16 protein-coding genes and 2 rRNA genes are annotated in these 25784 nt (G+C 37.7%); 12 read left to right on the top strand and 6 right to left on the bottom strand.

The genetic code is table 11. The features are described 5' to 3' along the window. Together GAB14E_RS0122855 and rrf are read left to right on the top strand one after the other, a co-directional pair. Positions 1-139 (top strand): 23S ribosomal RNA (locus GAB14E_RS0122855); the annotation flags it as partial. Between the two features lie 154 nt (positions 140-293). Then, a 5S ribosomal RNA gene (rrf, locus tag GAB14E_RS13555) occupies positions 294-408 on the top strand. A 595-nt stretch (positions 409-1003) separates the two neighbouring features. Here rrf and GAB14E_RS13560 read toward each other — a convergent pair. Further along, on the bottom strand, positions 1004-4699 hold the full coding sequence (locus GAB14E_RS13560; protein ID WP_033081929.1) for a two-component regulator propeller domain-containing protein: 3696 nt from the start codon (positions 4697-4699) through the stop codon (positions 1004-1006). 87 nt (positions 4700-4786) lie between these two features. Then, positions 4787-6787 carry a methyl-accepting chemotaxis protein gene (locus tag GAB14E_RS0122850; RefSeq protein WP_052093618.1) on the bottom strand — a complete coding sequence of 667 codons (2001 nt, stop codon included), beginning with the start codon at positions 6785-6787 and terminating at the stop codon, positions 4787-4789. 385 nt (positions 6788-7172) lie between these two features. Between GAB14E_RS0122850 and GAB14E_RS13565 the strand changes: the two genes are divergently transcribed. The 7 genes from GAB14E_RS13565 (at position 7173) to GAB14E_RS13595 (ending at position 15652) form a co-directional block, all read left to right on the top strand. Continuing rightward, on the top strand, positions 7173-7994 hold the full coding sequence (locus GAB14E_RS13565) for a crotonase/enoyl-CoA hydratase family protein (RefSeq protein ID WP_052093617.1): 822 nt from the start codon (positions 7173-7175) through the stop codon (positions 7992-7994). 300 nt (positions 7995-8294) lie between these two features. Beyond that, on the top strand, positions 8295-9566 hold the full coding sequence (locus GAB14E_RS13570; protein WP_033081928.1) for an efflux RND transporter periplasmic adaptor subunit: 1272 nt from the start codon (positions 8295-8297) through the stop codon (positions 9564-9566). A 108-nt stretch (positions 9567-9674) separates the two neighbouring features. After that, a complete protein-coding gene (locus GAB14E_RS13575) occupies positions 9675-10424 on the top strand; it encodes an ABC transporter ATP-binding protein (RefSeq protein WP_033081927.1) in 750 nt (249 codons plus the stop codon). Further along, positions 10417-11715, top strand: coding sequence for an ABC transporter permease (locus GAB14E_RS13580; protein ID WP_033081926.1), 1299 nt, complete (start codon positions 10417-10419; stop codon positions 11713-11715). The genes GAB14E_RS13575 and GAB14E_RS13580 overlap by 8 nt, the downstream gene beginning before the upstream one ends. Before the next feature lie 40 nt (positions 11716-11755). Continuing rightward, complete coding sequence (locus tag GAB14E_RS13585) at positions 11756-12970, top strand: ABC transporter permease (RefSeq protein ID WP_033081925.1); 1215 nt, start codon at positions 11756-11758, stop codon at positions 12968-12970. 55 nt (positions 12971-13025) lie between these two features. Then, a complete protein-coding gene (locus GAB14E_RS13590; protein ID WP_033081924.1) occupies positions 13026-14333 on the top strand; it encodes a sigma-54-dependent transcriptional regulator in 1308 nt (435 codons plus the stop codon). Next, positions 14327-15652 carry a sensor histidine kinase gene (locus tag GAB14E_RS13595; RefSeq protein ID WP_033081923.1) on the top strand — a complete coding sequence of 442 codons (1326 nt, stop codon included), beginning with the start codon at positions 14327-14329 and terminating at the stop codon, positions 15650-15652. Before GAB14E_RS13590 ends, GAB14E_RS13595 begins: the two co-directional genes overlap by 7 nt. A 27-nt stretch (positions 15653-15679) precedes the next feature. On the opposite strand, the gene GAB14E_RS13600 is transcribed toward GAB14E_RS13595, so the two are convergent. From GAB14E_RS13600 to GAB14E_RS13615, 4 genes are read right to left on the bottom strand one after another with little or no spacing between them, the layout of a single operon-like run. Continuing rightward, the gene (locus GAB14E_RS13600; protein ID WP_033081922.1) at positions 15680-16630 is read right to left on the bottom strand and encodes an LPP20 family lipoprotein; all 951 of its coding nucleotides are present in this window, start codon (positions 16628-16630) and stop codon (positions 15680-15682) included. A 37-nt stretch (positions 16631-16667) separates the two neighbouring features. Next, positions 16668-17954: a COG3014 family protein gene (locus tag GAB14E_RS13605; protein WP_052093616.1), complete on the bottom strand. Its 1287-nt coding sequence runs from the start codon at positions 17952-17954 to the stop codon at positions 16668-16670. A gap of 26 nt (positions 17955-17980) precedes the next feature. Next, positions 17981-18571, bottom strand: coding sequence for a penicillin-binding protein activator LpoB (locus GAB14E_RS13610; RefSeq protein WP_033081921.1), 591 nt, complete (start codon positions 18569-18571; stop codon positions 17981-17983). After that, the gene (locus tag GAB14E_RS13615; RefSeq protein ID WP_197061182.1) at positions 18568-19119 is read right to left on the bottom strand and encodes a hypothetical protein; all 552 of its coding nucleotides are present in this window, start codon (positions 19117-19119) and stop codon (positions 18568-18570) included. Before GAB14E_RS13615 ends, GAB14E_RS13610 begins: the two co-directional genes overlap by 4 nt. Positions 19120-19593: 474 nt before the next feature. On the opposite strand from GAB14E_RS13615, the gene GAB14E_RS13620 reads away from it, so the two are divergent. The 3 genes from GAB14E_RS13620 to typA all read left to right on the top strand — a co-directional run bounded on the left by GAB14E_RS13620 (position 19594) and on the right by typA (position 25519). Then, positions 19594-21618 (top strand): methyl-accepting chemotaxis protein, encoded by a 2025-nt coding sequence (locus GAB14E_RS13620; protein ID WP_033081920.1) that lies wholly within the window; start codon positions 19594-19596, stop codon positions 21616-21618. Positions 21619-21951: 333 nt separating this feature from the next. Beyond that, positions 21952-23466, top strand: coding sequence for a S10 family peptidase (locus tag GAB14E_RS13625; RefSeq protein ID WP_033081919.1), 1515 nt, complete (start codon positions 21952-21954; stop codon positions 23464-23466). A gap of 235 nt (positions 23467-23701) precedes the next feature. Then, positions 23702-25519, top strand: coding sequence for a translational GTPase TypA (gene typA / locus GAB14E_RS13630; protein WP_033081918.1), 1818 nt, complete (start codon positions 23702-23704; stop codon positions 25517-25519). The last annotated feature ends 265 nt before the right edge of the window (positions 25520-25784 follow it).

The raw sequence follows: 25784 nt of genomic DNA, 5'->3' as shown, positions 1-25784 counted from the left end.
GCAGGCTTTGAGATGAGTTCTCACTGGGACTTTAAGTCCCCTAAAGGGTCGTTGGAGACTACAACGTTGATAGGTCAGGTGTGTAAGGACTGCGAGGTCTTGAGCTAACTGATACTAATTGCCCGTGAGGCTTAACCATACAACACCCAAGTAGTTTTGAACTATGAAGTGATTTGTATGAAGACTGACACAACTATTACCTTAGGGTAAAATCACGTACTTACGTGTTACTTGAACTAAAAACGATATTTATTGCTCTCGAGCATAAGCTTTCTAAGATTGTACCTTTTTTGTTTAGCGACAATAGCGCTGTGGTCCCACCTGATCCCTTTCCGAACTCAGAAGTGAAACGCAGTTGCGCCGATGGTAGTGTGGGAGTTCCCATGTGAGAGTAGGACATTGCTAGACTTCTATTTAGAGAAACCCGTTACGAAAGTGACGGGTTTTTTGCTATCTGACGTTTGAAAAATGAAACGTAGTTGCGCCGATGGTAGTGTGACTTATGTCGCAGTAAAGCCCGTGTGAGAGCGTAGCGGGAGATTGCTAGACTTCTAATTTATGCTTAGGCACTGAGAAACCCGTAGCTTACGCTACGTTTTTTTGCTTTCTTAAGTCATTGCACCGATGGTTGCGTTACTGGTATTAGACATGCCCATGTAGAAGGACATTGCATAACTTCACTCTCTTATTTATTATATTAAAGCCGTAGCTGATGCTATGGTTTTTTTGCTGTCTGGCGTCTAATATATCGCAATTTGATGCCAGAGTGACTGCTATTAGACGTGCCTAACTTAACGCGAGGCATTAATAGGAGTCGATGACTTTTTGTAAATTATTTACTCAATTTATCATTTATACAATTACAAGATGGCTCTGGCGCCAGCTGATCCAAATCTCCTTTCTAAGTGAAGTGAACATAGCTGTTAATTGCTTAGCGCGTGATGTTGCTAAAGGGCATGTGTGTGATAGTAGAACATTGTGATTTCCTATCTAGGAAATCTCGTTATTTATCATGTCTGTTTTTAACTATCAGCCTGAAACAAGTTCCAGTGGGACTGTCTAATTGCTGTATCTCGCCATCAAGAATTGAAGTGATAATGTTGTAAGCCATATTCAATCCAAGACCTAGGCCTTCCGTACCCAAGCAGTTTGAATTAAACGGTTCAAATACATGTTCTGTATTTTCAGGATTCAAGCCGCAGCCATTATCTTGGTACTGCAAAATTGTATATTCCTCATTGTGCTCAACTAACTCAATTAATATGTTGTTATCATTTGGCAGGCTGTATTGAAAAGCATGTTGAAGGCTATTATCAATGAGCTCAGCTAGTACATCCTCAATGGCTTGGATGGAACTATGAATGAATAAATCCTGAGGTAATATATAGTTAAGTTTGACAGACATTGATGATGCTTTAAACTCGTAGCTTTTAATTATAGTTTCGATCAAATTACTAAGGTTAATTTTTTCGAAGTTGTAATCATGCTCACGAATTGAAATTCTCTTAAACTCATCTATTAGCTTAATCGCTTTGTTGACATTGTCTATACACAATTTATTGGCTTGAGGAGAATTTTCTTTATATCGGGTGAACTTCTCCCGACTTAACTTACCTGACTCTAGGGCTGATGTTAATGCTTCGTCTTCTTCTTGTAGAAAAGTTAATGATGTTTTAACAATGCTTAGTGGTGTGTTTATTTCGTGAGCGATACCACAAACTAAGTTAGTTAACGCAGACATTTTCTCCATTTGCACTAGCTTGTTTTTCGTTGCTTCTAATTGCTCAATTGTGTTTGCCAATTGCTTATTTGAAAGCTCTATTGCCAGAGTTCTTGTTTCAACACGTTGCTCTAGTTCGTTGTTTAGCTCGAAAAGTTCAGTCTGTGCTTTTTTTAATTTGGAAATGTCCTGGGTAGTTCCTACTATTTCTATTGCCTTATTTTTGTCATCAAATTCATTGACTTGGCCACGGTCTAATACCCAATTCCATTGATCTTCTGGGCCCTTCATCCGGTAATCGACTTGATAAAGTTCAATATCACCGTTAATGGTATTTATCAAACTCTCGCGAACTCTTGATAAGTCTTCTGGATGAACAAAATCGGCTAAGGCTTCTAATGAAAACGATGTTGTATGAGGAATGGTTTTATCTTTAAATATTTGCTCTCTGACAACTTCACCTTTATTAATATTCCAATGCCATAAACTATCACCACTGCCCCAAAGTGCTAGTGAAAGGCGTTGTTGGCTTTCATGTATTTGCTTGTAGTAGGTTAATTCAATTTGTCTTTTTCGATATATGAGCACAAAGATTAATGCTATTACCAATAGCACCATGGCTATATATACAGTGTAGGCATATTTTGTTTGCCACCAAGGCGCAATTACAGTGAGTGCTAATGTTTTGATACTTGAACTATCAGTTCCTTGATTGTATGTTGCCTTTACTTCGAATTGATAATCACCTTCTGGTAGACGATAATAACTTGCAGAATTTTTTCCTTTTTGAACAGGGTACCACTCATTGTCTAAAGGTAAGAGCCGGTAATAAAAATTTATGTTCTCAGGGTTTTTTACATTGAATGCCGCAAAGCCAATATCTAATAAATCTGATGTTTTTATTGATAAATTTTTACTATAGCTAGCTCTATCTATAAGAGGCGATGCTGGTAAAGATGCTTGGCTCTCTAGTTTTTTATTCTGTAAATAAAATTGATTGAATTCAACTTTTGGCGTCTGTATTACTGTAGTGACGGTGCTAGGAATGAATTGATTAAAGCCGTTTAGGCCACCTAAGTAAATTCGTCCATATTGATCAATTGTTTTAGCTGTGGTGTTAAATTCTTGATGTTGGGTACCATCTTGCTCTCCAAAAGCCTCAACACTGAAAGTATTAGTATTAAACTTGATCATACCGCTGTTTGTGCCAATCCATAAATTACTCTGATGATCTAACTGAAGGGAATACAAAATATTATCAGTGAGCCCGACACCCGTGGTGAAATTTTGTATATGATTATTATCATAATCAACTAAAGATAGCCCTAAATCAGTTGCCAGCCACATACGGCCGTGTTGATCTTTTTCGATACTATTAATGACATTATCGATAATTCCATGGCTTGATTTAGTTAGCTTCTCAACCTCTAAGCTACTTTTATTCAATATACTTATACCTTCACCATGGCTAGCAATCCATATCTGTCCTTGATTATCTTCAGCTATGGCAGGTACTTTATTATGGCTGATATCGGATAAGCCTTTACCTTGCTGAAATCTAGTAAACTTATCTCCTTTTGGTGAATACAATGCTAAGCCATTGTGGAAGGTCCCTATCCAAATATTATTTGAACTGTCTTCAAAAATAGTTATCGGTCTGTTTCCAGGAAAGCTATTGTCGTTTCCTTCAACCGGTAAATATTGTTTAAAATCATTGCTGCCCAGAGCTCCTCTATATAGGCCACTATTCAAAGTTCCAACCCACATAAAATTTCTGCTATCTATATGTATAAAAGTGATAAATTCGCGGGAAAAGTGCTCTGGTAAGCCTAATTGTTTAGTGTTTAATAATTGATTACTTTCTCTGTGCCAGCGAAACAGACCTTTATTGGTACCTAGCCAAACATAACCTCCGTTGTCGACCGATATTGCCCTAACATCATTATTGAAATTAGCATTAAATGATTCGTCGTTAATATGACCTAGTTTTGCTTTATCTGGACTGTATTGAGATAGACCGCCACCTGATGTAGCAATCCATAGGTTGTTTACGTTATCAATGAATATTTTATTAATATTGTCATTTATTAAAGAGCTTGGCGCTGAACTATGGTGCTGGATTTGTTGCCAATTTCCATGTTCTTTTTGGTGAGTAAAGATACCAGACGTTCTTGTTGCTACCCATAAATCACCTGAAGATAACTCAGTAATATCCGTAATAAAGAGATTGTCTAATTTAATAGCTACAGGCTTAACTATGCTATCTTCAATTACTCCTCCTAAGCTAGTATATAAGCCATTATTAGTACCAAACCAGTAAGTATCATCATCATTTTGAAATATAGTGGTGATATGTAAATTATCAATTAGCGGAGTGAAAACGTTATTTTCTAATACAAATAGTCCCTTGGCAGTCCCCACTAAACAGCGACCTTGATTATCCTTATAAATAGTATTAATTGACTGTAGTGGGCTGTTTTGAGGGAGCACTCGTTGATCTTTTATAATGGCATCATGTTTATCAATAATAGTAATACCTGCCAGACTGGCGACCCAAATGTTATCGTCGCAGCTGGTGATTTCTTTGATAACATTGGCATTATGAGAGCCAAATGGCGTCGACAAGTCGATGTTTTTGATTTCACCCGATTTCAAATCAAAGCGACTAATCCCTTTGGTATCATAGCCAATCCATAGATAATGAGGGGCTTGGAAGTATAAAGAACGGATATAATTAGCGCTTAGCGCATTTATATTATTATCATTTGTTACTACGAATTTTTCAAAAGTAAAACCGTCAAAACGATTGAGACCATTTTGAGTGGCAAACCACAAAAAGCCCTGTTCATCCTGAGCTATGTCGTTAATTACATTTTGACTTAAGCTGTCAGCTCTAGTGTAGTGTTTAAAGCGAACTGTGTCAGCCAATGAAGAGCTGTTAATGAGCGCTAAACATAATAAAAGTACGCCTAACTTCATATTGGGTTACCACCTATTATATTTATACTTTATGGTGCTAATTTATACTTCATTGCTCATTTGCCAACATATTTTGCTTCGTCTCATTTACACTTTAAATTTATTTAGACTCTCAGCTAACTCTGCAGCACTAGCTGACATGCTTTCGAATCCAACTTCTAACTCGTTGCCACAATTAATAGCATCATCAGAGAGATCTCTTACTTTAGATACGTTTTCTGCTATATCTTCAGCTACCGTTGCCTGTTGATTCACCGCTTCGCTTATTTCTAACACTTGATGTTGAATTTGACCGACTGCATCTGTGGCATGGTTTAGTTTTTCGACTAACGAGTTACTTGCTTTATTATTCTCTTCTACACTCGTGCAACTTACGGCGATAGCTTGCTCGGCTGCTACCGACGATGATTGTAATTTTTGAATTATTTCTTGGATATTAGTGGTAGATTCTTGTGTTTTAGAAGCCAATGTTCTTACTTCATCAGCAACCACAGCAAAGCCCCTGCCTTGTTCCCCTGCTCGTGCTGCCTCAATGGCCGCATTTAATGCCAGTAGATTAGTTTGCTCGGCTACAGAACGAATAACATCTAATACGCCGCTAATTTCATCTGAGTTTTGCCTTAACTCTTCAACAACATTGCTGGTTTCTTGAATTTGATGGCCAAGTTTTATCATATTGTTCTGTGAGTTTATGACCGCTTTTTTTGCTTCTAGCATTTGCTTATTAGCATCTTCTGCATAAGTTGCTACTTGGTTTGCTGAATTAGCCATTTCTGTACTTGTTTGCGCCATTTCAGTAGTTGCAGCAGAGGATATTTCAACTTCACCTTTTTGTTGATTCATAAAGCTTCGTGTTTCATGCCAAGTTTGAAATGCAGTACCACTCTTTTGGGTGACAGAATCGGTTATTGCTTTACTTAACGTGACTAGCTTGTGAATTTGATCGGCGAAGCGATTGAATGTATGACCAAGTGTCGCCAATTCATCACTTCTTGTTACTTGTATCCGTCGACTTAAATCGCCATCGCCATCGGCAACATCTTGCATTGCACAGACAAGTTCATTGATTTGATTTCTAAACCTGATTGATAGCAAAGTCACAATGCTACAAATTATAATTATTAGCACTATAGCGGTAACTATTTCTTTAATAACTGCACCTTGTACAACGCTATCTGCAACCTTAGTGGGTAACATAAACGCTACGTGCCATTTCAAGTAAGGTTTTTCGCTAGTTATTTGCTGCCAAAATACTTGCTGTTCTTCACCTTGCCAATTCACGTTTGTTATACCATTACTTTTTAGTGACATGGTGTTATGAAGCTGACTAAAGCCATCCGTAGCGGAAAACTTTTGATCAATGATAGCTATATTGGCGCTTGAAGGGGTATCAGAGGTGAAATTTGGGAAATAAACTATATTACCACTGTCAGTAATTAGAAATGCTTCGCCTAAGCCTTTAAATTTTACCTTGGCGAGCAAATCTTTAGCGATAGTATCTACCTCAATATCAATACCGACAGCAGCTAAAAGTTGATTTTTTGAGTCATAGATCGGCTTCATAATACTGGAAACCATGGTGGGGTTTTCTAAGCTTAACATTGTCGGATTGCCAACAAATAACTTATTGGTGGCTAACACTGCATTCCACCAAACTTTTCCTTTTATGGTGTAGTCAGAAGTATCTATGCCTGTTTCGTCTATGTACTCATAGGTCTTTGCGGAGCCAATAAAAATACTACGAATTGAGTCATCAGACTTTATAATATCGTTATTAAATTTGACTAAATTAATATAATTTGGATTTCTAGACTCATCTTGGCCTCGTTTGCTATGTTCATTTAAAAAGGCTGTCAGGGTTGGAGAAAGTGCATAGGTTTGAACTATTTTAGCTTTGCTTTCGAAGAAGCTGGTGACTTTATCAGCATTTTGTTGTGTTAGTTGTCCAAGCTGTTCATAAAAGCTGGTATAGGTTTTTTCTTTTGTTTCGATAACCTTAAATATTGAAGCTATGGTCATTACAATTAGGAGAGCTCCACCAATCATTATTACCAGTTGTTTGGTGATAGAGTTCTGAATCCATGACATATGTTTACCTCAAAATATAATATGTTTAAAGTTGTAATTGGCTTTTTTTGTGCTAAGCCCATAAAAAACAACGTACTTTGTGTGGATTAACGTTACTTATAACATTAATATATATTATATAAGTACAAAATAAAACAATAAGAGAGTTGTTATTTTGAGCGTTACAATGTCGAAAACAGACTGTATAAAGCCTATAGGGCTATGTAATGTAAAATGAAACAATTATGAGGTTTTATCTGAAACGAATTAAAGCAAAGTATCAGTTTAATCTTTCTCACTTGCTTTGGTTATTTTTATGTCGATATTTTTTGCAATCGACATCTGCTAATAGATAAGTTAATTTATTGGTCATACCAGATAACATTACAATTTAAGCAGTCCCTCCATGATCAATGAAAAGACCGATGAGTGTATTAATTTACGGATAGAAAATAATATTGCCTACGTTAGCTTGAATAGAGCTGAAAAGCATAATGCTCTGGATATGACTATGTTTTATGCTATCCGCGAAACTATTAACAACTTGAAACGTGATCGTTCGATAAGAGCGGTTATTGTCGAGGGCAAAGGAGAAGGTTTTTGTTCCGGCTTAGATATTAAAGCGGTAATGAAGTCAGCTAAGGCACCATTAAAGTTATTGTTTAAGTGGCTACCTTGGCAAGCTAATTTAGCTCAGTATGTTTCTGTTGGTTGGAGAAGGATACCGGCACCAGTGATTATGGTTATTCATGGACGTTGTTGGGGAGGAGGGTTACAAATTGCGCTAGGTGGTGACTTCCGCATTGCATCACCTGATGCTTCAATTGCAGTTATGGAAGCTCGTTGGGGTTTAATACCTGATATGGGAGGAACACTCGCATTAAGGGAGTTGTTATCGTTAGATGTTGCCAAAGAACTTGCGATGACTGGGGAATCTATTAATGGTGAGCAAGCACTTAATTTTGGTTTAGTTACCCATGTAGATGACAATCCCTCTGAAAAAGCGCTACAACTAGCGCAACTTATTTGCCAACAGTCACCCGATTCAGTCGCAGCTACTAAAAAACTTTATAATAAAAGTTGGTGGAGTAAACCTAGTTTTGCTCTCGCTAGGGAGTCCTATTATCAAATAAAAATATTATTGGGCCAGAACCGAAAAATTAAAACGTATAACCAACTTCATCAAGATGAAAAATCCAAAGAGTTTACTAAAAGACAAAACTGGTAGTCTTTACATCTATGGCTTAACTTTGCTGTTTGATACTCTTTAAATCCCCTTTGTATTAGCTATATCTATAATCCCATGCTTAGCCCTCTTTTAGCTTATGTGTAGCGTTACTATTCAAGCATGTCCGTAAGTGTCCGTGTGCTGTCCAACGGACACTAACGGACATGCTGTGTGTCCGAACGGACACTTGGTCATTTCAATGCAATAACTATTCCTTTAATTACAATTGGTTACAGTTGTATGTGTGTTGGCATTGATTCTGCAGCACTAAGTTATCAAAAGTTAACTTAGAAGAAAGGCATGATTGAAGGAACAAGTGGACAGGATGAGGTAATAGCAAATCCTAAGAAAATTGAGTTAAAGAAAATCTTACTGACATTAACTGTTTTATGCGGTCTTTGTTATCTTGCTTTGCCAACCCTATCTCAGTGGTATTCTTCCATACCGAGTATTGACAGTAATACAGTTAACATAGACACAGTGATTCGAGGAGATCTTATCCGTGATGTAGTTGTTTCGGGTAAAGCTGTAGCGGCTAATGCGCCACAACTTTATAGCACTGAAATTGGCAAAATAACTCTGTTGGCAAAGCCAGGAGAAGCAGTGCAAGAAAATCAAATTGTCGCTCACTTAGTTAGCCCTGAGCTTGACGCTTTAATCAAACAGCAACAAACAACCCTTGAACAGTTAAGTATTAACGCTAATCGTGGTGTCTTAGCAGATAAAGAAGCCCAGCTTGATCTGGAAAGTAATATGAATACTGCACAATCAAGCTTAAATGTTGCCAAGCGTGAATTTCAACGCGCAGAAATATCGTACGCCAAACAGATTATTAGTGAAGTGGACTGGCTAAAAAGCCAGGACGCGGTAACTGATGCGACTCGATTATTTCAACATGCTCAAAAAAGAGTGTCATTTGCCAATGAGCGATTACATTTTGAAAAGCAGCATAGAGCATTTTTAGTGAAAAAAGAGCAGCTGATCCTCGATGAGTTATCACGTCGCCATGATGCACTCGCTATTAAAGCACCAGTCAACGGTGTAGTAGGTAATTGGTTGGTAGCGCAGAAAAATACCATTGCCGCTAACACAGCGATTATGACAATAGTTGATTTATCTCTGTATGAAGCAGAGTTAAGTGTACCTGAATTCTACGCCGATGATTTAGGTCTCGGTCTCGAAGTAGCAATGAAAATTGCAGGGGTTTCGATAAGAGGTGAAATCATTGCAATCTCTCCAGAAGTTAAAGGCAATCAAGTAACGGTAAGAGCTAAGATTATACATTCCAATAAAATTCAATTAAGACAGAACCAACGTATTAACGCCCGCATAGAGTTCGAGAAAAAAGAAAATGTACTAATGGTCAAACGTGGTGCTTTTGTCGGCTCATTTGGAGGCAAGTATATCTTCAAACTTGTTGAAGACCGTTACGCCAACAAAACAGCAATTACTACGGGGGCAAGTAGTGTTGACTATATCGAAATTATTGCTGGTATTGAGGCTGGTCAACGGGTGATTACTTCAGATTATGATGACTTTAATAAAGCAGAACAAATTTACCTAAATAATTAAACAATTTGTCTGCCAATTAATAATTAAATAAATAAGCCAAGGCTTAGCGTCTCATGTTTACCTTTATCTTAGGGGGCATGTAAGAGTTTAATACAAAAGGAAAGTACCATGCTTAAAATGAACAACATCTCTAGAATTTATCAAAACGATACCATTCAAACACACGCACTACGAGACTTCTCATTAAATGTAAAAGCAGGGGAGTTCGTCGCGGTAACAGGCCCTTCAGGCTCGGGTAAATCTACTTTTCTGAATGTAGCCGGGTTATTAGATAACTTTGACCGTGGCCAATATGAATTAGATGGGGTAAGTGTGCAAGGCCTCAAAGATGATGAGCTATCACGTTTAAGAAATGAAAAAATTGGTTTTATCTTTCAAAACTATAATCTTATCCCGGATTACAGTATTTTTGACAATGTTGATATGCCGCTGCGCTATCGTGGTTTTAGTGCTAGTGAGCGCAAACGCCGGGTTGAAGAAGCACTAGAAAAAGTAGGTTTAGCTTCTAGGCTTAAATACCTACCAAGCCAACTTTCAGGTGGTCAACAACAACGAGTTGCTATTGCTAGAGCACTAGCGGGTGAACCAAAAATATTATTAGCCGATGAGCCAACAGGTAACCTTGATTCATTGATGGCTCGGCAAGTGATGGAAATACTGCATGATCTTAATAAAGGCGGGGCCACTATTATCATGGTAACTCATGATCCCGACCAAGCCCGTGAAGTAAGTCGTAATGTGCAAGTTATTGATGGTCAGTTAGCTGATTTTAGAGTTTACGCTCCGCTGGATAGAACAAAGGGAAATGCAGGGGAAACTATCTTTAATGCTGTGAATGAGGAGATGGCAGATGCGTAGTGATAGCATGTTTTTTTATAACTTATCATTAGCAATGCAGAGCTTTAAGCGCGCGCCGACATTGTACTTTTTAATAATGCTAACCCTGTCTATTGGTGTTGGAGTGCTTTGTGCAAATCTGGCGTTAGTAAACTCTATGGCAAGCGACCCAATCCCTGAGAAGAGTGACAAATTAATTCATATTAGTATGAATACTTGGCCAGGGGATCAGCCGCCGGATGAGCCTATGCACATTTTACGTTATCGCGATGCAATGAAAATTGCAGAGTCAGATATCCCTAAACGTAGCGCAGTATTTTATGCATCAGGGGTTTATGCAAGAGATGTTGAATCTACAAGCATGAAACGCTTTGACTCTGACGTTAGGGCAACAACGCCTGGTTTTTTCGAGCTGACTAATGCGCCTTTTGCTTATGGCTCAGCATTTGAAAAAGATCATGGCATGGAAGTGGTTATTGGTGATGAATTAAATCAAAAAATATTTGCCGGTAAAAATAGTGTAGGTAAAACATTAGAGCTGGATGGTGAGTTGTTAACCATTGTTGGTGTATTAAAATCCTGGGTATTACGACCATTATTTTACCATGCCACAGAAGGGCGGGCCTTTAACTTAACCGACGATATTTATGCGCCGCTTGAAACTGCAATAGATTTAGGTTGGTCGATACATGCACGAAGCTCTTCAGCGGATAATTATTCAGGTGTTGAAGATACCCGTGATAAAAACGCTTATTACTTACAAGTCTGGGTTGAACTAGATGATGTAAATCAACGTTCGTTGATGCAATCTTACCTCGATAATTACAGCCAACAACTGAAAGAGGCAGGAGAACACCCATTAGCAACAAGAAATGAACTGCACAATGTTAATGAATGGTTATCGGTAAAAAAAGTAGTTGATCAAAAGGTACTGGCGTTCACTATAGCTTCAGTATTGTTCTTAGCTGTGTGTATTTTCAATGCCAGTAGTTTATTACTGTCACGTTTTCATGCAGCTAAGTTTGAAGTGGGCTTACGCCGCGCTATAGGTGCCAGCAATCGTCATATGTTGATACAAGGCTTAACTGAAAGTGTGTTATTAGGCATATTCACTGGCGCGGTCGCATTAGTATTAAGTTGGTTGTTCTTGAAGTTATCAGTGCAGTTCTTGCCACGCTTAGCGAATATCGCTGTGTTAGAGCCTAAATTATTGGTGTTAGGTATGTTATTGGCACTTATTACTTCTATTGCCAGTGCCTTATATCCATTATATCGCGCTAATCGTTACACCATTTCTGCAGAACTTAAATAGTTCAGTCTACTCCAGACTAGCCCAGCTAATAGGAAACATTATGAATATTAAAGCACTACTTAAATCCTTACTGTTAAGAAAATTTACCACTGGCTTGTTAATCTTACAATTAGCCATAACATTAGGTCTGCTAATTAATAGCGCTATTTTAGCCATTGATACCAATAATAAATTGGCAGAAAATACCGGTCTTGATGCCGAGAATATCTTGATTGTTTCATTGCACCCTACATCGGGAGAATATCGTGATTTAGATTATTATCGATCAATTGTCAGTGAAGACTTACAGCAAATAAAGAAAATTCCCGGTGTGGAGAGTGTGTCACTCATTAATCAGTTACCTATTAACAAAAGAGGCATGTTAGGTAATGTTTATGATTTGGATGATCCTGAACTTGTACGTAAAGATAAATATCTGCAAGATGTAAAGATCTTCCTGACTAATGAAGAGCTTGGTAATACCTTAGCATTAGCATTACTTGATGGTCGGTTTCTAACTAAAGATGATGAACTTGACTTTGCTAGCGATAAAAATGGCAATGTACTTATTACTGAATCATTAAAAAAAGCGCTTTATGGTGATGGCTCAGCACTAGGACAAGAAACCAATAATGGCCGTGTGGTTGGTGTTGTTAAAGATATTATGCTTAATCCTACTATTCCTGCAGATAAGCAATATGGCGTTTTTGGCAATCGCGTAATGGAGTTTATCTTCACTGGCCGTTTCTACTTGTTAAAAGTGAGTCCTGGACAGATGGAAGCAGTACGTAATAAAGTCAGTGATACCATTTTAGCCGTACAAGCAGAACGTGACATATTCAGAGTTTATACCATGGCTGAACATATGCAGCGTTTTTATCGCCATGATAAAGGCTTATCACAATTGTTTTTAATGTTATGTGGTTTAATGATCTTTGTAACCGCTATTAGTAGTTATGCTTACTCTCAATTTCATATCTCACGGCAGAAGAAATTCATTGGTATTAGACGTGCCTTGGGTGCCCGTAAAAAAGATATTCTTTTATATGTGCTGACAGAAAACTGGTTGGTATATACCATTGGCTGTGTCTTAGGTTTGGCTATGGCTTTAGCATTCAATATTTTGTTGAGTCAGTATATTAGCTTGAGTAAACCAGATATGATGTTGTTTTTATTAGCAAGTGCGATCATTTTTGTTGCCGGTACATTAGCAACTTTGATCCCAGCGATAAAGACCAGTAACATTCCACCGGTAATAGCGACCAGAACAGTTTAGTCCTAAATTGTAACTGCGGTGTAAAGGTGCTGGTAGGCTATTTTAAAGGAACAGAATGACGCAAATATTAATAGTTGATGACAATCCTGATATTCTTGAGGCGCTTGAGTTGTTATTGAGTTTACACGGCTACAGGGTATTAACCGCTGAAAATGAGAAACAAGCGTTATTGGCGGTATCTCATCAATGTGTTGATTTAGTTATTCAAGATATGAACTTTGCCCAAGGTATCACTTCCGGTAAAGAAGGTAAGTCACTGTTTAAAGCCTTAAAAGCGCTGAATAATGATTTGCCTATCATCTTAATTACTGCGTGGACACAATTAGAAACCGCTATTACTTTGGTGAAAGGCGGTGCAACTGACTACCTACAGAAACCTTGGGACGATAATAAGCTACTTGAATTGGTGGCCCAATATAGTCAGAAGCCTCAGACAAGTCTCACTGAGAAAAATAGCAGCGAGAATAGTAAAAGTTCAGCGGAAGGTTTCATTTATAAAAGTCAAGTTATGCATACTTTGATAGCACAAGCAGGCAAGGTTGCTGGCGCTACAGTCAATGTATTAATTACCGGTGCTAATGGCGCTGGTAAAGAAAAGCTGGCTGATTATATTCATCAGCAATCGCCACGTTTTCATAATGCCTTTATCAAAGTGAACATGGGTGCATTACCTCATGAGTTGATGGAAGCTGAGTTGTTTGGCGCGGAAAAAGGTGCCTTCACTGGCGCCAATCAAGCCAGAATTGGCCGTTTCGAAGCTGCTGATGGTGGCACTTTATTTTTAGATGAAATCGCCAACTTACCCTTATCTGGTCAGATGAAGTTATTGAGAGTATTGCAGACCGGTGAATTTGAACGCTTAGGCTCTAACATCACCATTAAAGTCGATGTTAGAGTATTGAGTGCCACTAATGCCGACTTAACTTTAGCGATTCAACACGGAGCATTTCGTGAAGATTTATATTATAGGTTAAATGTTATAGAGCTACATTTACCCGAGTTGGCACAGCGCCAGGCAGATATTGTTCCGTTAGCAGAATTCTTTATTGGTAGTGAATACACCCTTAGCGATGAAACAAGACAAGTATTAACAAGTCATGCTTGGCCGGGCAATGTGCGTGAATTAGAAAACGCCTGTAAGCGAGCATTAGTTTTTGCTGATAATAACATCTTAGCGCCAAATGACTTTCAGCTAGAATCAAGTTTAGTAACTGTAATTACCAACGAAAAAGAGCATATAGAGCAAGTATTGATTAAGCATCATTGTGTAATCAAACATAGTGCACTTGAGTTAGGTTTAAGTCGACAAGCGTTATATCGCCGCATAGAAAAGTACAAAATAGATGTAGACTCGTTATGCTAATTGTACACCTCATTATTATTAACATAACCTTCCTGGTTAGCTTTGTACTTTTGTTGCCCAGTTCACCTTGGTTATTCGCCATTAGCACAACTTTGTTAATTATTTTAGCTGTTATGCGCTTTCAATATTATCATCGACAAAGTAATCAAGTACTACATTCGTTATTGAATGGTTTACGTAACTTACAAGATGGCGATTTCTCTATTAGCTTGGCGGTTCCTAAAGAAAACAAAACGAATAAAGCAAATAAAAGCCAAGCTGAAGTCTTAGCGTTATTTAATCAAGTGACTGATAAATTACGACAAGAAAAGCAATCTATCTATCAACGAGAATTGCTGTTAGATAAGGTTGTTAATGCCTCCGATGTTGTTACTGTATTAGTTAATCACAGAGATACCATAGTTTTTGCAAATCGTGCTGCTGAATATTTTTTTCAGCAAAAGAGTATGTTGGGCATGTCTTGGCAAAGCTTATTAGCGGAAAAATTACCTGAGCTTATTCCACATCACGATAAAGATAATGCCATCATTCAATTACTACTAAATGATAACAATGTTAAGGATGATCTGGTGAAGGCTACAACTAAAACCGAGCAAAGTTGGCACCTTTCTCGTCATCATCTGAAATTGCACGGTAATCCTCATCAATTAACCTTGCTCAAACCCTTAACCCAAGCCATGCATCAGCAAGAGTTACAAACGTGGAAAAAGGTTATTCGGGTTATTAACCACGAACTGAATAACTCTATCGCGCCTATTAGCTCTATGTGTCATAGCGGTAATATATTAGCCGAGCGTTTAGAAGAGCCGCAGCTAATCCGGGTGTTTGCCACTATTTCTAAGCGGATAAATAAATTAGCAGAATTTATTCAAAGTTATAGTCAGCTGGCGCGATTATCGAAACCACAAAAGAAAAAATTTGATGTTATAAAAACCTTAAAACAGCTGCAAGAGTTCTATCAATTTACTCTGATTTGCCAGCAAACTAGTTTGATTTTTTCAGGAGATGAGAGCCAGATTGAACAGTTATTAATAAACTTACTTAAAAATGCTCAGCAAGCATGTCCGGATAAAGACAGTGTTGTTCATGTAACAAGTCAACAAGGTAAAATAATCATTACAGTGAGGGATTTGGGTACTGGTATGCCGATTGAGGTTCTGACTAAAGCGTTCTTGCCTTATTATTCGACTAAAGCAGATGGTAGTGGTATTGGCTTGAGTATTTGCCAAGAAATTAGTGATGGTCATCAAGGCCAAATCACCTTAAACAACCACCCTAAAGGTGGCTTGCAAGTAGAAATATCTTTGCCGCTAAACTAGTGAAAAATTGCTTAGCGGCTAATAAAGTTACTCTTTAAATATCGTTTTAATAATATATTCTTCTAAATTATTTGCGATATGCTTTTCTAATCGTTGAGTTAGCATTGATTCCTGCTGGGCAGATATTTTAAAAGGGAATAGCAATTGTTGCGTGGTATTTTCATCATCGCTAACACTAATATGAATATTTCCTCTTAGCCAAAACCAACCCCCTTGTGCTAAAATCGGCTGTTGTTCAATTTTTCCATGTAGGACTATTGAAGAGCTTTGGGATAGTTGCACACCTAAATTAGCGGCAGATGCACTTAACTGTTTGCTTAGGAAGCTGTCATCATTATTTATTTTGAAGCTAAGTGTGGCTAATGATGTTTTTATTAAATTTTCGATATCGGCACTAGTAGTTTGTGACATTATGCCTTTTTTCGCGACTAACACTAAACTTCTATTGTCATTTTCACGCTGCTGTTGGGCAAGGTGAGCCTGCTCCAGCGCTTTTAACGCCTTAAAAAAATTTGGTGCTTCACTTTTCGCATAGGACAAATTTCCTGAAACTTTACGGTCAAGTTGTCTGATTGATTCTCTAAATACTTTAGCAGCCGGTAATTTCTCCATTACGGCCACGGCATAACTTTGACCTTGTGGCTGTTGATACATTTCTTTTATTACAGCCCCTTTTAATTGTTGGTTTGCTGTTGCAGAAATAAAGCGGGTTACTTCGTTGTGGGTTTTTCCTTGTTCTGTAGAGAAGTGACTTTTATCAATTTGCTCTTCCGCTATTGAAACTGAAAATATACGCGATAAATTAGCGAGGGCTATTTGCTTTGCTTGTTCCATATCACGGCCCTGACCAACTGCTGCTAAGTATTGATTTTCAGGGTATACTTTTGTTGGTTGAGTTAGCCATAGTGGTGGCTGATTTTGTGTTGAGCTACAAGCAACAATGCTTAACACCATCAAAATACTTAAAAGCTTTTTCATTTTTTATCCTTGTGCTGTTACTGTTGATACAATAGCGTCAAAAACTAGCTAAGTGTATTTGGTTCGTTAAGCTTGATAGTAAAATAACAGAGTGACTTTTCCCTGATATAGTACTTTGTGATAGATCTAACGTTTGTTGGCCATAATGAGTCGATAAATTTAAAGTTTTCTTCGTGGAGTAGCTGGTTGCTACTTGTATTGAAGATGGCAACATTCCCCAGTGACGTAAATCAGCGACTTCTGAAATGATAGTTAACACATTAGCAAAAGCGCCAAGTACATTGTCTTTTTTATTGAGTTCTTTAACTGTTTGAAATTTAGCGCCTGCTCTAGCAAGCGCCATAGCGGTTATTTTAGGCATTCTTGCTTGCAAATCGCCTCTTGCGCGCTCTTCGATATTCTCGATTGTTTGTGTGGCGAGTTCACTATGTTGAGTATGTATGTAAGATTTTGACTCTACATAGTTATTTCGAGGGAAATTTGGTAATGCAACTGATAGATAGACGTCATCTATAGGCCACCAAAGCGTTGATTTAGCTTGCATCATTTGTGTGACCACCCCATCAAAAGAAAAGACAAATTGTTTGTTGCTGTATGGTTTTGACAAGACTAGATGAAACTGTTGTTGGTATTTTTTTGACTCTTCATTAAGGCCAATATGTGCAGTTAAGTCGATGAGGCTTTGTTGTAAAGGTTGAGGGGGGGATTCTTGGCGAGCTGTTATAATCGACAACGCCATGCGATAGCTAATTAGTGCGCTATCATATTCATCATTTAATTCATAAATGACACCAGCTAAGTAGCGAACAAATGCTAGTTGCCCCTGTGTGTTTTTAGTTTCAGCTAATTTATTCATTTGAACATCAGCTTGCAATATCTCAACCCTAGCACCATTGAGATCATTATTTAAAAGGTAAGCCATCGCCATCATGCCATGCACCAATACTTGGTCAGTAGGCCAGCCAGAATAACTTCTAAAGGTTTCATTCACTGTAGCAGAGCTAAGGTTTTCTGAAATAGAGACTGCTTGTAAAGAAAGCATAGTTTCCTTGGCGCCTTCAAGGTTTATTATGGCATTTTGATAATCGCCACTAACGAGTTGTAAATAACCTAAATTAAGTTGAAGTTGTGCACTACTTTGCTGTTCAACTTTTATTGCTTCGAGTTTAGTTAATGCAGTTTCAACGGGCAGATTATGCCTGAGTTGATTAGCAACCTCAGACATCTCTCTATTATTGGCAGCGCATCCAGATAAAATAAAGCAAAATAAAGCCAATAAAAAGATTGATGGCTTTACTGTAGTTATCATGGCCAAATTAACCAATGAATGCTCCTTGTCAGTAGACGGTTTTAGTAGCGAATTTTAGCGTTTTCTACTAACTTTTTAATCTTCTCTTGCCCTACCCAGACTTTACGGTTATCAGCCAAACTAATTAGCGTTAAGTCGACTTGATAATAACGAACTTGCGTTGAGGCATTTGCATCGATAATGGTATTTATTTGCCCTGAAAGCATATAATCAGCCCCGAGCTCTTGACCTGCGGCATTGCGTGATGCTTCAGTTGAATTAAGGTCCTGGTCTTTACGTTCGTCTCTGATCTCTCCTCGTTGTTGGGCTGATGCTACAAAATCAACCCTACCGGAGTTAATTAGTTCTCTCTCAATATCACTAATAAATGTATTTGTATTAATGTGCTCATGAGTTAGGTTTTTAATACTGCCGACTATTACTGTAGGTGGTTTTCCTTTTTGGCTTACATGGCGGTTTATCCAAGGGCGGTTAAGTACATCAGCCACCATAGTTTGAGCTGTCATGCGAGAATCAGAATCATTCCAAGCGCCACTTAAATCAATAGTTTCAGATGAATCTATTCGTTGAACTTTTGTCGTACCACACGCTGATAATACTACTACGCTTAAAATTATTGCTAAAAGCCTCATTCTTTATTCTCCTTGGTGAAGCGTTTAAAGTTTGCCTCTAAGTTTTTTTCTGTATATTGCTTAAATGACTGATTAATTTTGTCAGCGTTACTAATTGATGCTTCGAGTGCATTTAAGTTTAACTCTGCGAAAGAGTAAACATCACCTGAATTTTTATCTCGCCAACTGCCAATAATTCTTGCACCAGACAATGCAGCTTTAGTCGATGATTTAATGTTTTTTTCAACAGACATATCAAATCCCTCACCATTACTTGCTGAGTAATCTGCGAGTGTTGAATCAATAAAAGTTGACATAATTCTAGCTACTTCAGCTCTTGCTCTGTTATCAGCAGTGGATTTTTGTAATGATAAATCCCCCATTGCAGGCGCTGAGCCAACACCATGAATTAATTGACCATCTTCATTACTCACTGAGTTGGTGCCATTATTTACCCATGCTGGTGCATTATCGAGCCCCATGTCTGATTCAATATCCGTACTAGATTTCTGACTTGAACAGCCAGTAGCGACGAATAAGGCTGTGACCAATAAAAGTATATTCCTCATGTTAAACTCCATTCCTTAAGTGAAAATTGATAAAACTGTAACAGCATTAACTGATAAGTGGTATTTCTTTAGCTTTATAAAGCGTAATCAATTAGTTATTCAGTTTACATAATAACGATTTATGTAACCTGAATGTAACTTGCAGCTTGACCAGCTCAATTGAAGCGTAGGTGATTTATTAGAACCTTGTTTAAGTTCGGTGGCAAGCGACTAACTGTATAAAAAGTGTAAATTATTGCAATTATAAGGGCTATGGCTATTTAGAAAACGCCGCTCTTAAACAGAACTCAGGTTAACTAGTTTCTTTATCAGCGAAAAAAAACACAAGTATAATTCACCAATAAGTAAAGCCGTGGTCTTAGGGGAACAGCTTTTTTAGCTTAAAAAACGTCTGCTAAAATTGTCTATACTGGTATAACGTTATTGAGTTAATTAACAGCTGAACTATTATACTAATGTAGTAGGGTTATAGAGATGGTATTAAAAGTTACTCATAAAGTAATCATCGGTTTTGCCATTATTTTGCTACTACTATTATTTTCTAGTATTAGTTCAGTCGGCATTTTAAGTGATATTAAAATGGCTACGGCGAAGGTTGATAATTTTGCTCTACCATTGCAAGGTTATGCCAATAATGTGCAAAAGCAATTACTTAAACAGGCCAAGTTAGAAGCGTTAATTGTCACTCAGTCAACGGTTAGTGCCATTGAAAATATTGAGCAAAACTTTGCTCAACAAAACTTACTGTTAATCAAAAACAGCCAGCTAATAACAAAAATTCTGGTTAGCTTTCCAGCCATTGAAAATTTAAGTCATTTCACTTGCACTTATAATGCTTATACCCAGTCTGTTGCGCTTATGTTTACTTATAAAAAAGCACAGTTAACAGAAACCATACAACTGAACGAGCAGCAAAAAATCCTCTATAACATTTTAGATGAGGCCAGTGCTATTTTAGGTGATTTATCCTTTTTAGAGGATACACAAAATCAACGGCAGATCGAGCGTATTATTGGTTCGGCTAGCCAAATAGAAGGTTACTTGTTTAATTTAACTGATGCGACTAAGGCGATACTAACAATTAATAGTATTGAAGAAGTCAGCATGGCTCAGCATGATATTGATTTTGGCTTAGATAATATTACTCAGCTATTAACTTTTTTAAGCCGCCTAGGTGAAGATTATGATACCGGTGGTTTAATCGATCAGTTTATTGACGAGTTTACGCGTTCAAAGTCGATGCTGCGTAGTGATAATAATATATTTATCTTAAAAATATCACAACTTGAACATAGAGACTTGTTTAATAAAGCTTATCAAAATTCAGAGCAACATATCACTGGTGCTAGCGACGATATTGATATTTTTTTACAAATATTGGATAAAAACTTAGCACAACTACAAGCTGATATATTTGACAATGTTGAGCAAGGCAATATTGAAACGCTAGCTGTTTTTATTGTGTTGTTTGTTGTTGGTGCGGGTATTGCGGCCATTACTATTCGGACCATGATAGGACCATTAACTGGCATTAACAAAGTGTTGGCGCAAATAGCTAAAGGGGATTTGTCTCGCCAGTTAACCGTTCGTTCAGATGATGAATATGGTGAGCTTTCAAAAAATGTTAATTTAGTGGTTGCCGATTTAACGGCATTAATAACCAATATTTCCAATTATACTCATTTACTTAATAATGCCGCTGAACAATCCAGCAATAAAACCGCCCAAGTGACTTCCGCTTTATCTTTGCAACAGCAAACAATAATGCAAGCGACGGCACAAACCGATGATTTAGAGTTGAGTGCTGAAAATATTTTGAACAAAGCGACCAATGCCGAACAAAAAATGTCTGATGCCTTAGCACAAAGTAATAAACTTGAAAATATAGCCAAGCTTACCAATGAACGCATGATAAATTTAACTACTATGCTTGATAATACCTCAGAGGTGATGGCTGTTTTACAACAAAAATCTCTCGATATTAGCAGTATATTAGACGCTATTGGCAGTATTTCAGCACAGACGAATTTGTTGGCATTAAATGCGGCGATAGAAGCTGCAAGGGCAGGGGAGTCTGGTCGAGGTTTTGCCGTGGTTGCTGATGAAGTACGTCTACTGGCTAGCAGAACACAGGAAGCAGCCAATGAAATTCAAGTGATGATTGAGTCGTTACAAAGCCAAACTAAAAAAGCAGTAGCGGATATTATTCAAGGAGAAAATGAAGCTAACAACTGTCAAGAGCATACGGTCGAGCTTTTGGCCATATTGTCCTTGATCCATCAAGCGATAGAGGAAATGCATATCATGAGCCAGGATATATCGCAATCAGCTACCCAACAAAATGGCTTGAGTAATGATATCAAACAGAGTATTGATGCGGTTGTTGATTTAGGCCTGAAAAGTAGTGACTTGTCGTCCTCAACACTGAACTATAGTAAGCAGGTTGCTGAATTAGCCACTAAGCTAGATGGCGCTATTGGTACCTTCAAAGTTCCTTAATCAGGGATATTTATGTAAAAATAGTCATAATTGATGGTTTATTAAATCCTACTGTAATAAGCCTATTTTTAAAAATCTACTTTTAATGGCCTCTATGGGGGATGTGCAAAAATGTTATTCAATGCATTTTAACTTATTTCCTCTTCGCTTTAACGAAAACAGTTTTATCCTTTCGATACTAGCTGTTACTTTCAAGCTAACTTTATTTAAGCGAACTTAATTTAGCTCATTAAATTCAAGGGGACTTAACCTGATGAGGATTTAATTATCTCTACTTCAAATATACAAACATTGCTACACAAGGGTAAAAGCTTATTGGTCCCGGTAACGGTAATGCTCAGCTTATCATTAAGCCCAGTACTATCAGTAAATGCAGCTAGCCAGTCTAGTGAACAAAATAGTGGTCATGAACGTAAGTTGGCCATTGATAAGAAGAACACCACTAAACACAGTACTAAGGTTAATGGTAACAAATTTAAATATACTGCTACTACAGGTACACAACCGGTATGGGATGAAGACGGTCACCCTACCGCGAGTTTGTTTTATACTTATTACCGACGCAGTGATGTAAAAGATACCGCAAAACGTCCATTGGTGATTTCCTTTAATGGTGGCCCTGGCTCTGCTTCAGTTTGGATGCATGTAGCCTACACTGGACCTCGTGTATTAAATGTAGATAACGAAGGATATCCATTACAACCCTATGGTGTTAAAACCAATGCTTATTCAATATTAGACTTTGCTGATATTGTTTTTGTTAATCCTGTTAATACTGGCTATTCACGCGTATTGCCTGATAAAGACGGAAAAATGCCAACTAAAGAGCAACAAAAGAGAATGTTCTTTGGTGTTAATGCAGATATTAAATATTTGGCAGAATGGGTAAATACCTTTGTTAGTCGTAATAACCGCTGGCGTTCACCTAAATACTTAATCGGTGAAAGCTACGGTACTACCCGTGTTGCCGGTTTAGCTAAAGAATTGCAATCGCGCCAATGGATGTATGTAAATGGTGTTATTTTAGTGTCACCAACGGATATTGGCATCAAACGAGATGGTCCTGTTGAAGCCGCCAATAGATTACCTTACTTTGCCGCAGCTGCTTGGTATCACAAAGCCTTAGAGCCAGGATTACAACAAAAGCCATTAAAAGAGTTATTGGCAGAAGTAGAAGAATATACGCTGGCAAAATATTTACCGGCGTTAGCCAAAGGTGGCTTTATTTCAGTACAAGAGAAGCAGGATATTGCTGTGCAAGTAGCGAAATATTCTGGCTTATCTGTGAGTGCAGTGGTTAATAATAACTTAGATGTTGATAATAACTTTTTCTGGAAAGAGTTATTACGCGACAGAAAACAAACAATTGGTCGTTTAGATTCTCGTTATTTAGGCATTGATAAAAAAGTTGCCGGTTCACGTCCTGATTACAATGCTGAATTAAGCTCTTGGTTACATAGCTTTACTCCGGCAATTAACTATTATTTACGTGAAGAGTTGAATTATAAAACCGACATTAAATATAACATGTTTGGTAATGTACATCCGTGGGATCGTACGGGTAATAATACCGGTGAAGGCTTGCGCTCTGCTATGGCACAAAATCCTTACCTGCAAGTCATGATTCAATCAGGTTACTTTGACGGTGCCACTAACTACTTTGATGCTAAATATACTATGTGGCAGTTAGACCCAAGTGGTTTGATGAAAGACAGGTTGTCATTTAAGGGCTATGAAAGTGGCCATATGATGTATCTACGCCATGAAGATTTAAGACAATCTAATCAAGATATTCGAGACTTCATCAAAAAAAGCTTACCGGCTAAAGGACAAGCAGCTAAGTATTAATTAGTTGCTGATAAATTAATCTATTGGTTGGTAATTAGCTAAATGAAAAGCTTAGTCAATAATTTGGCTAAGCTTTTTTATTGCCTGATTTTCGTGAAAAAGCGCAGCTTGGGCCAATAGATTATATATTGATTTCTTTTTAGTCAAAATAGCTGTATAATGCGCGCAAAATTATAGCCCTATTTCGGTAATCTACTGGAATAGCGATTAACGATAGTAACAGCGAGTAAAGCCTGTGTTAGATAAATTAAGAAATGTGGCAATTATTGCCCACGTTGACCACGGAAAAACCACTTTAGTTGATAAATTACTTGAGCAATCAGGTACTTTAGATGCGCGTTCTGGCCATGACGAACGTGTGATGGATTCAAACGATATCGAAAAAGAACGTGGTATTACTATTTTAGCTAAAAATACTGCTGTTAACTGGAACGACTACCGTGTAAACATCGTAGATACTCCTGGCCATGCTGATTTCGGTGGTGAAGTTGAGCGTGTAATGTCAATGGTTGATTCAGTATTATTGATTGTTGATGCACAAGAAGGCCCAATGCCGCAAACTCGTTTTGTTACGCAAAAAGCTTTTGCTCAAGGTTTAAAACCAATCCTAGTTATCAACAAAGTTGATAAGCCTGGCTCTCGTCCTGATTGGGTTATGGATCAAGTTTTCGAATTATTTGATAACCTTGGCGCTACTGATGAACAACTAGACTTTAAAGTTGTTTACGCTTCAGCAATTAACGGCTGGGCTTCGTTAGAAGAAGGCGTAACTGGAACAGATATGACTCCTTTATTTGATACTATTATCAATGAAGTACCGTCACCAGATGCTGATCCTGAAGGTTCATTCCAAATGCAAATCTCTCAACTTGATTACAGCTCTTATTTAGGTGTAATCGGTGTTGGTCGTATTAAGCGTGGTTCTGTTAAGCCTAACCAACAAGTAACTATTCAACTTGCTAATGGTGGTGTTCATAATGCTAAAGTAGGTAAAGTATTTGGTTACTTAGGCCTAGAGCGTCATGATATTGAAGAAGGTTTTGCTGGCGACATCATTGCTATTACTGGTTTAGGTGAGTTGAAAATTTCTGATACTGTATGTTGTCCTACAGAAGTAGAAGGTCTACCGGCTTTATCTATTGATGAACCAACTATCAACATGACTTTCCAAGTAAATACTTCACCATTTTGTGGTAAAGAAGGTAAGTTCGTTACTTCACGTAATATCAAAGATCGTTTAGACAAAGAATTAGTACACAACGTAGCACTACGTGTTGAGCAGTTAGATGATCCTGATAAGTTCAAAGTATCGGGTCGTGGTGAGCTTCACTTAGGTATCTTAATTGAGAACATGCGTCGTGAAGGTTTTGAGTTAGCTGTATCTCGTCCAGAAGTTATTGAACGCATGATTGATGGCGTATTAAATGAACCTTATGAAACAGTAACTATTGATGTTGAAGAACAACATCAAGGTTCGGTCATGGAAAAAATGGGTGTTCGTAAAGCTGAATTAACTGACATGGCACCTGATGGTACTGGTCGTATTCGCATGGACTTCATTATGCCAAGTCGTGGTTTAATTGGTTTCCAAACTGAATTTATGACGTTAACGTCTGGTTCTGGTTTGATTTACCATACGTTCTTCGAGTATGGTCCTCATAAAGGTGGAGACATTGGCCAACGTAAAAATGGTGTAATGATCGCTAACGCAACGGGTAAAGCCCTTACTAACGCTATCTTCAACCTACAATCACGTGGCCGTATGATGATTGGGCACGGTGTTGATGTATATGAAGGTCAAGTTATTGGTATTCATAGCCGTGATAACGATTTAACAGTTAACGCGCTTAAAGGTAAGCAGTTAACTAACGTTCGTTCTTCAGGTACTGATGAAGCACAAACACTAACGCCACCAATTTTAATGTCTTTAGAGCAAGCTTTAGAGTTTATTGATAATGATGAGTTAGTAGAAGTAACACCTGAGAATATTCGTATTCGTAAAAAATCATTAAAAGAAAATGAACGTAAACGTGAAGGTAGAGGCGGTAAGTAATTACTGAATACCTTTGTGACGTTTAAAAAAAAGCGCCTATTGCGAAAGTAATAGGCGCTTTTTGTTATCTAAATATAATACAAGTTATACGTATACTACTAAGACAGAATCATGAACATTGAGAGAAATAGTAAGTATAGCGTTTACTGTAAGACTCGTGTTTTCTTAAAATAGAGCGCCATTACTGAATTATTGAAGGTAGGGTTTCTAGTGTTTTCCAGTGATTTTAAGGTCAACTAAGCTTATCAACTAGTGCAAAATTTCT

Source organism: Colwellia psychrerythraea, assembly GCF_000764185.1.
GTDB lineage: Bacteria > Pseudomonadota > Gammaproteobacteria > Enterobacterales > Alteromonadaceae > Colwellia > Colwellia psychrerythraea_B.
The sequence above is the reverse complement of the archived record's forward strand: the minus strand, read 5'-3'. Positions and strand labels throughout refer to the sequence as shown.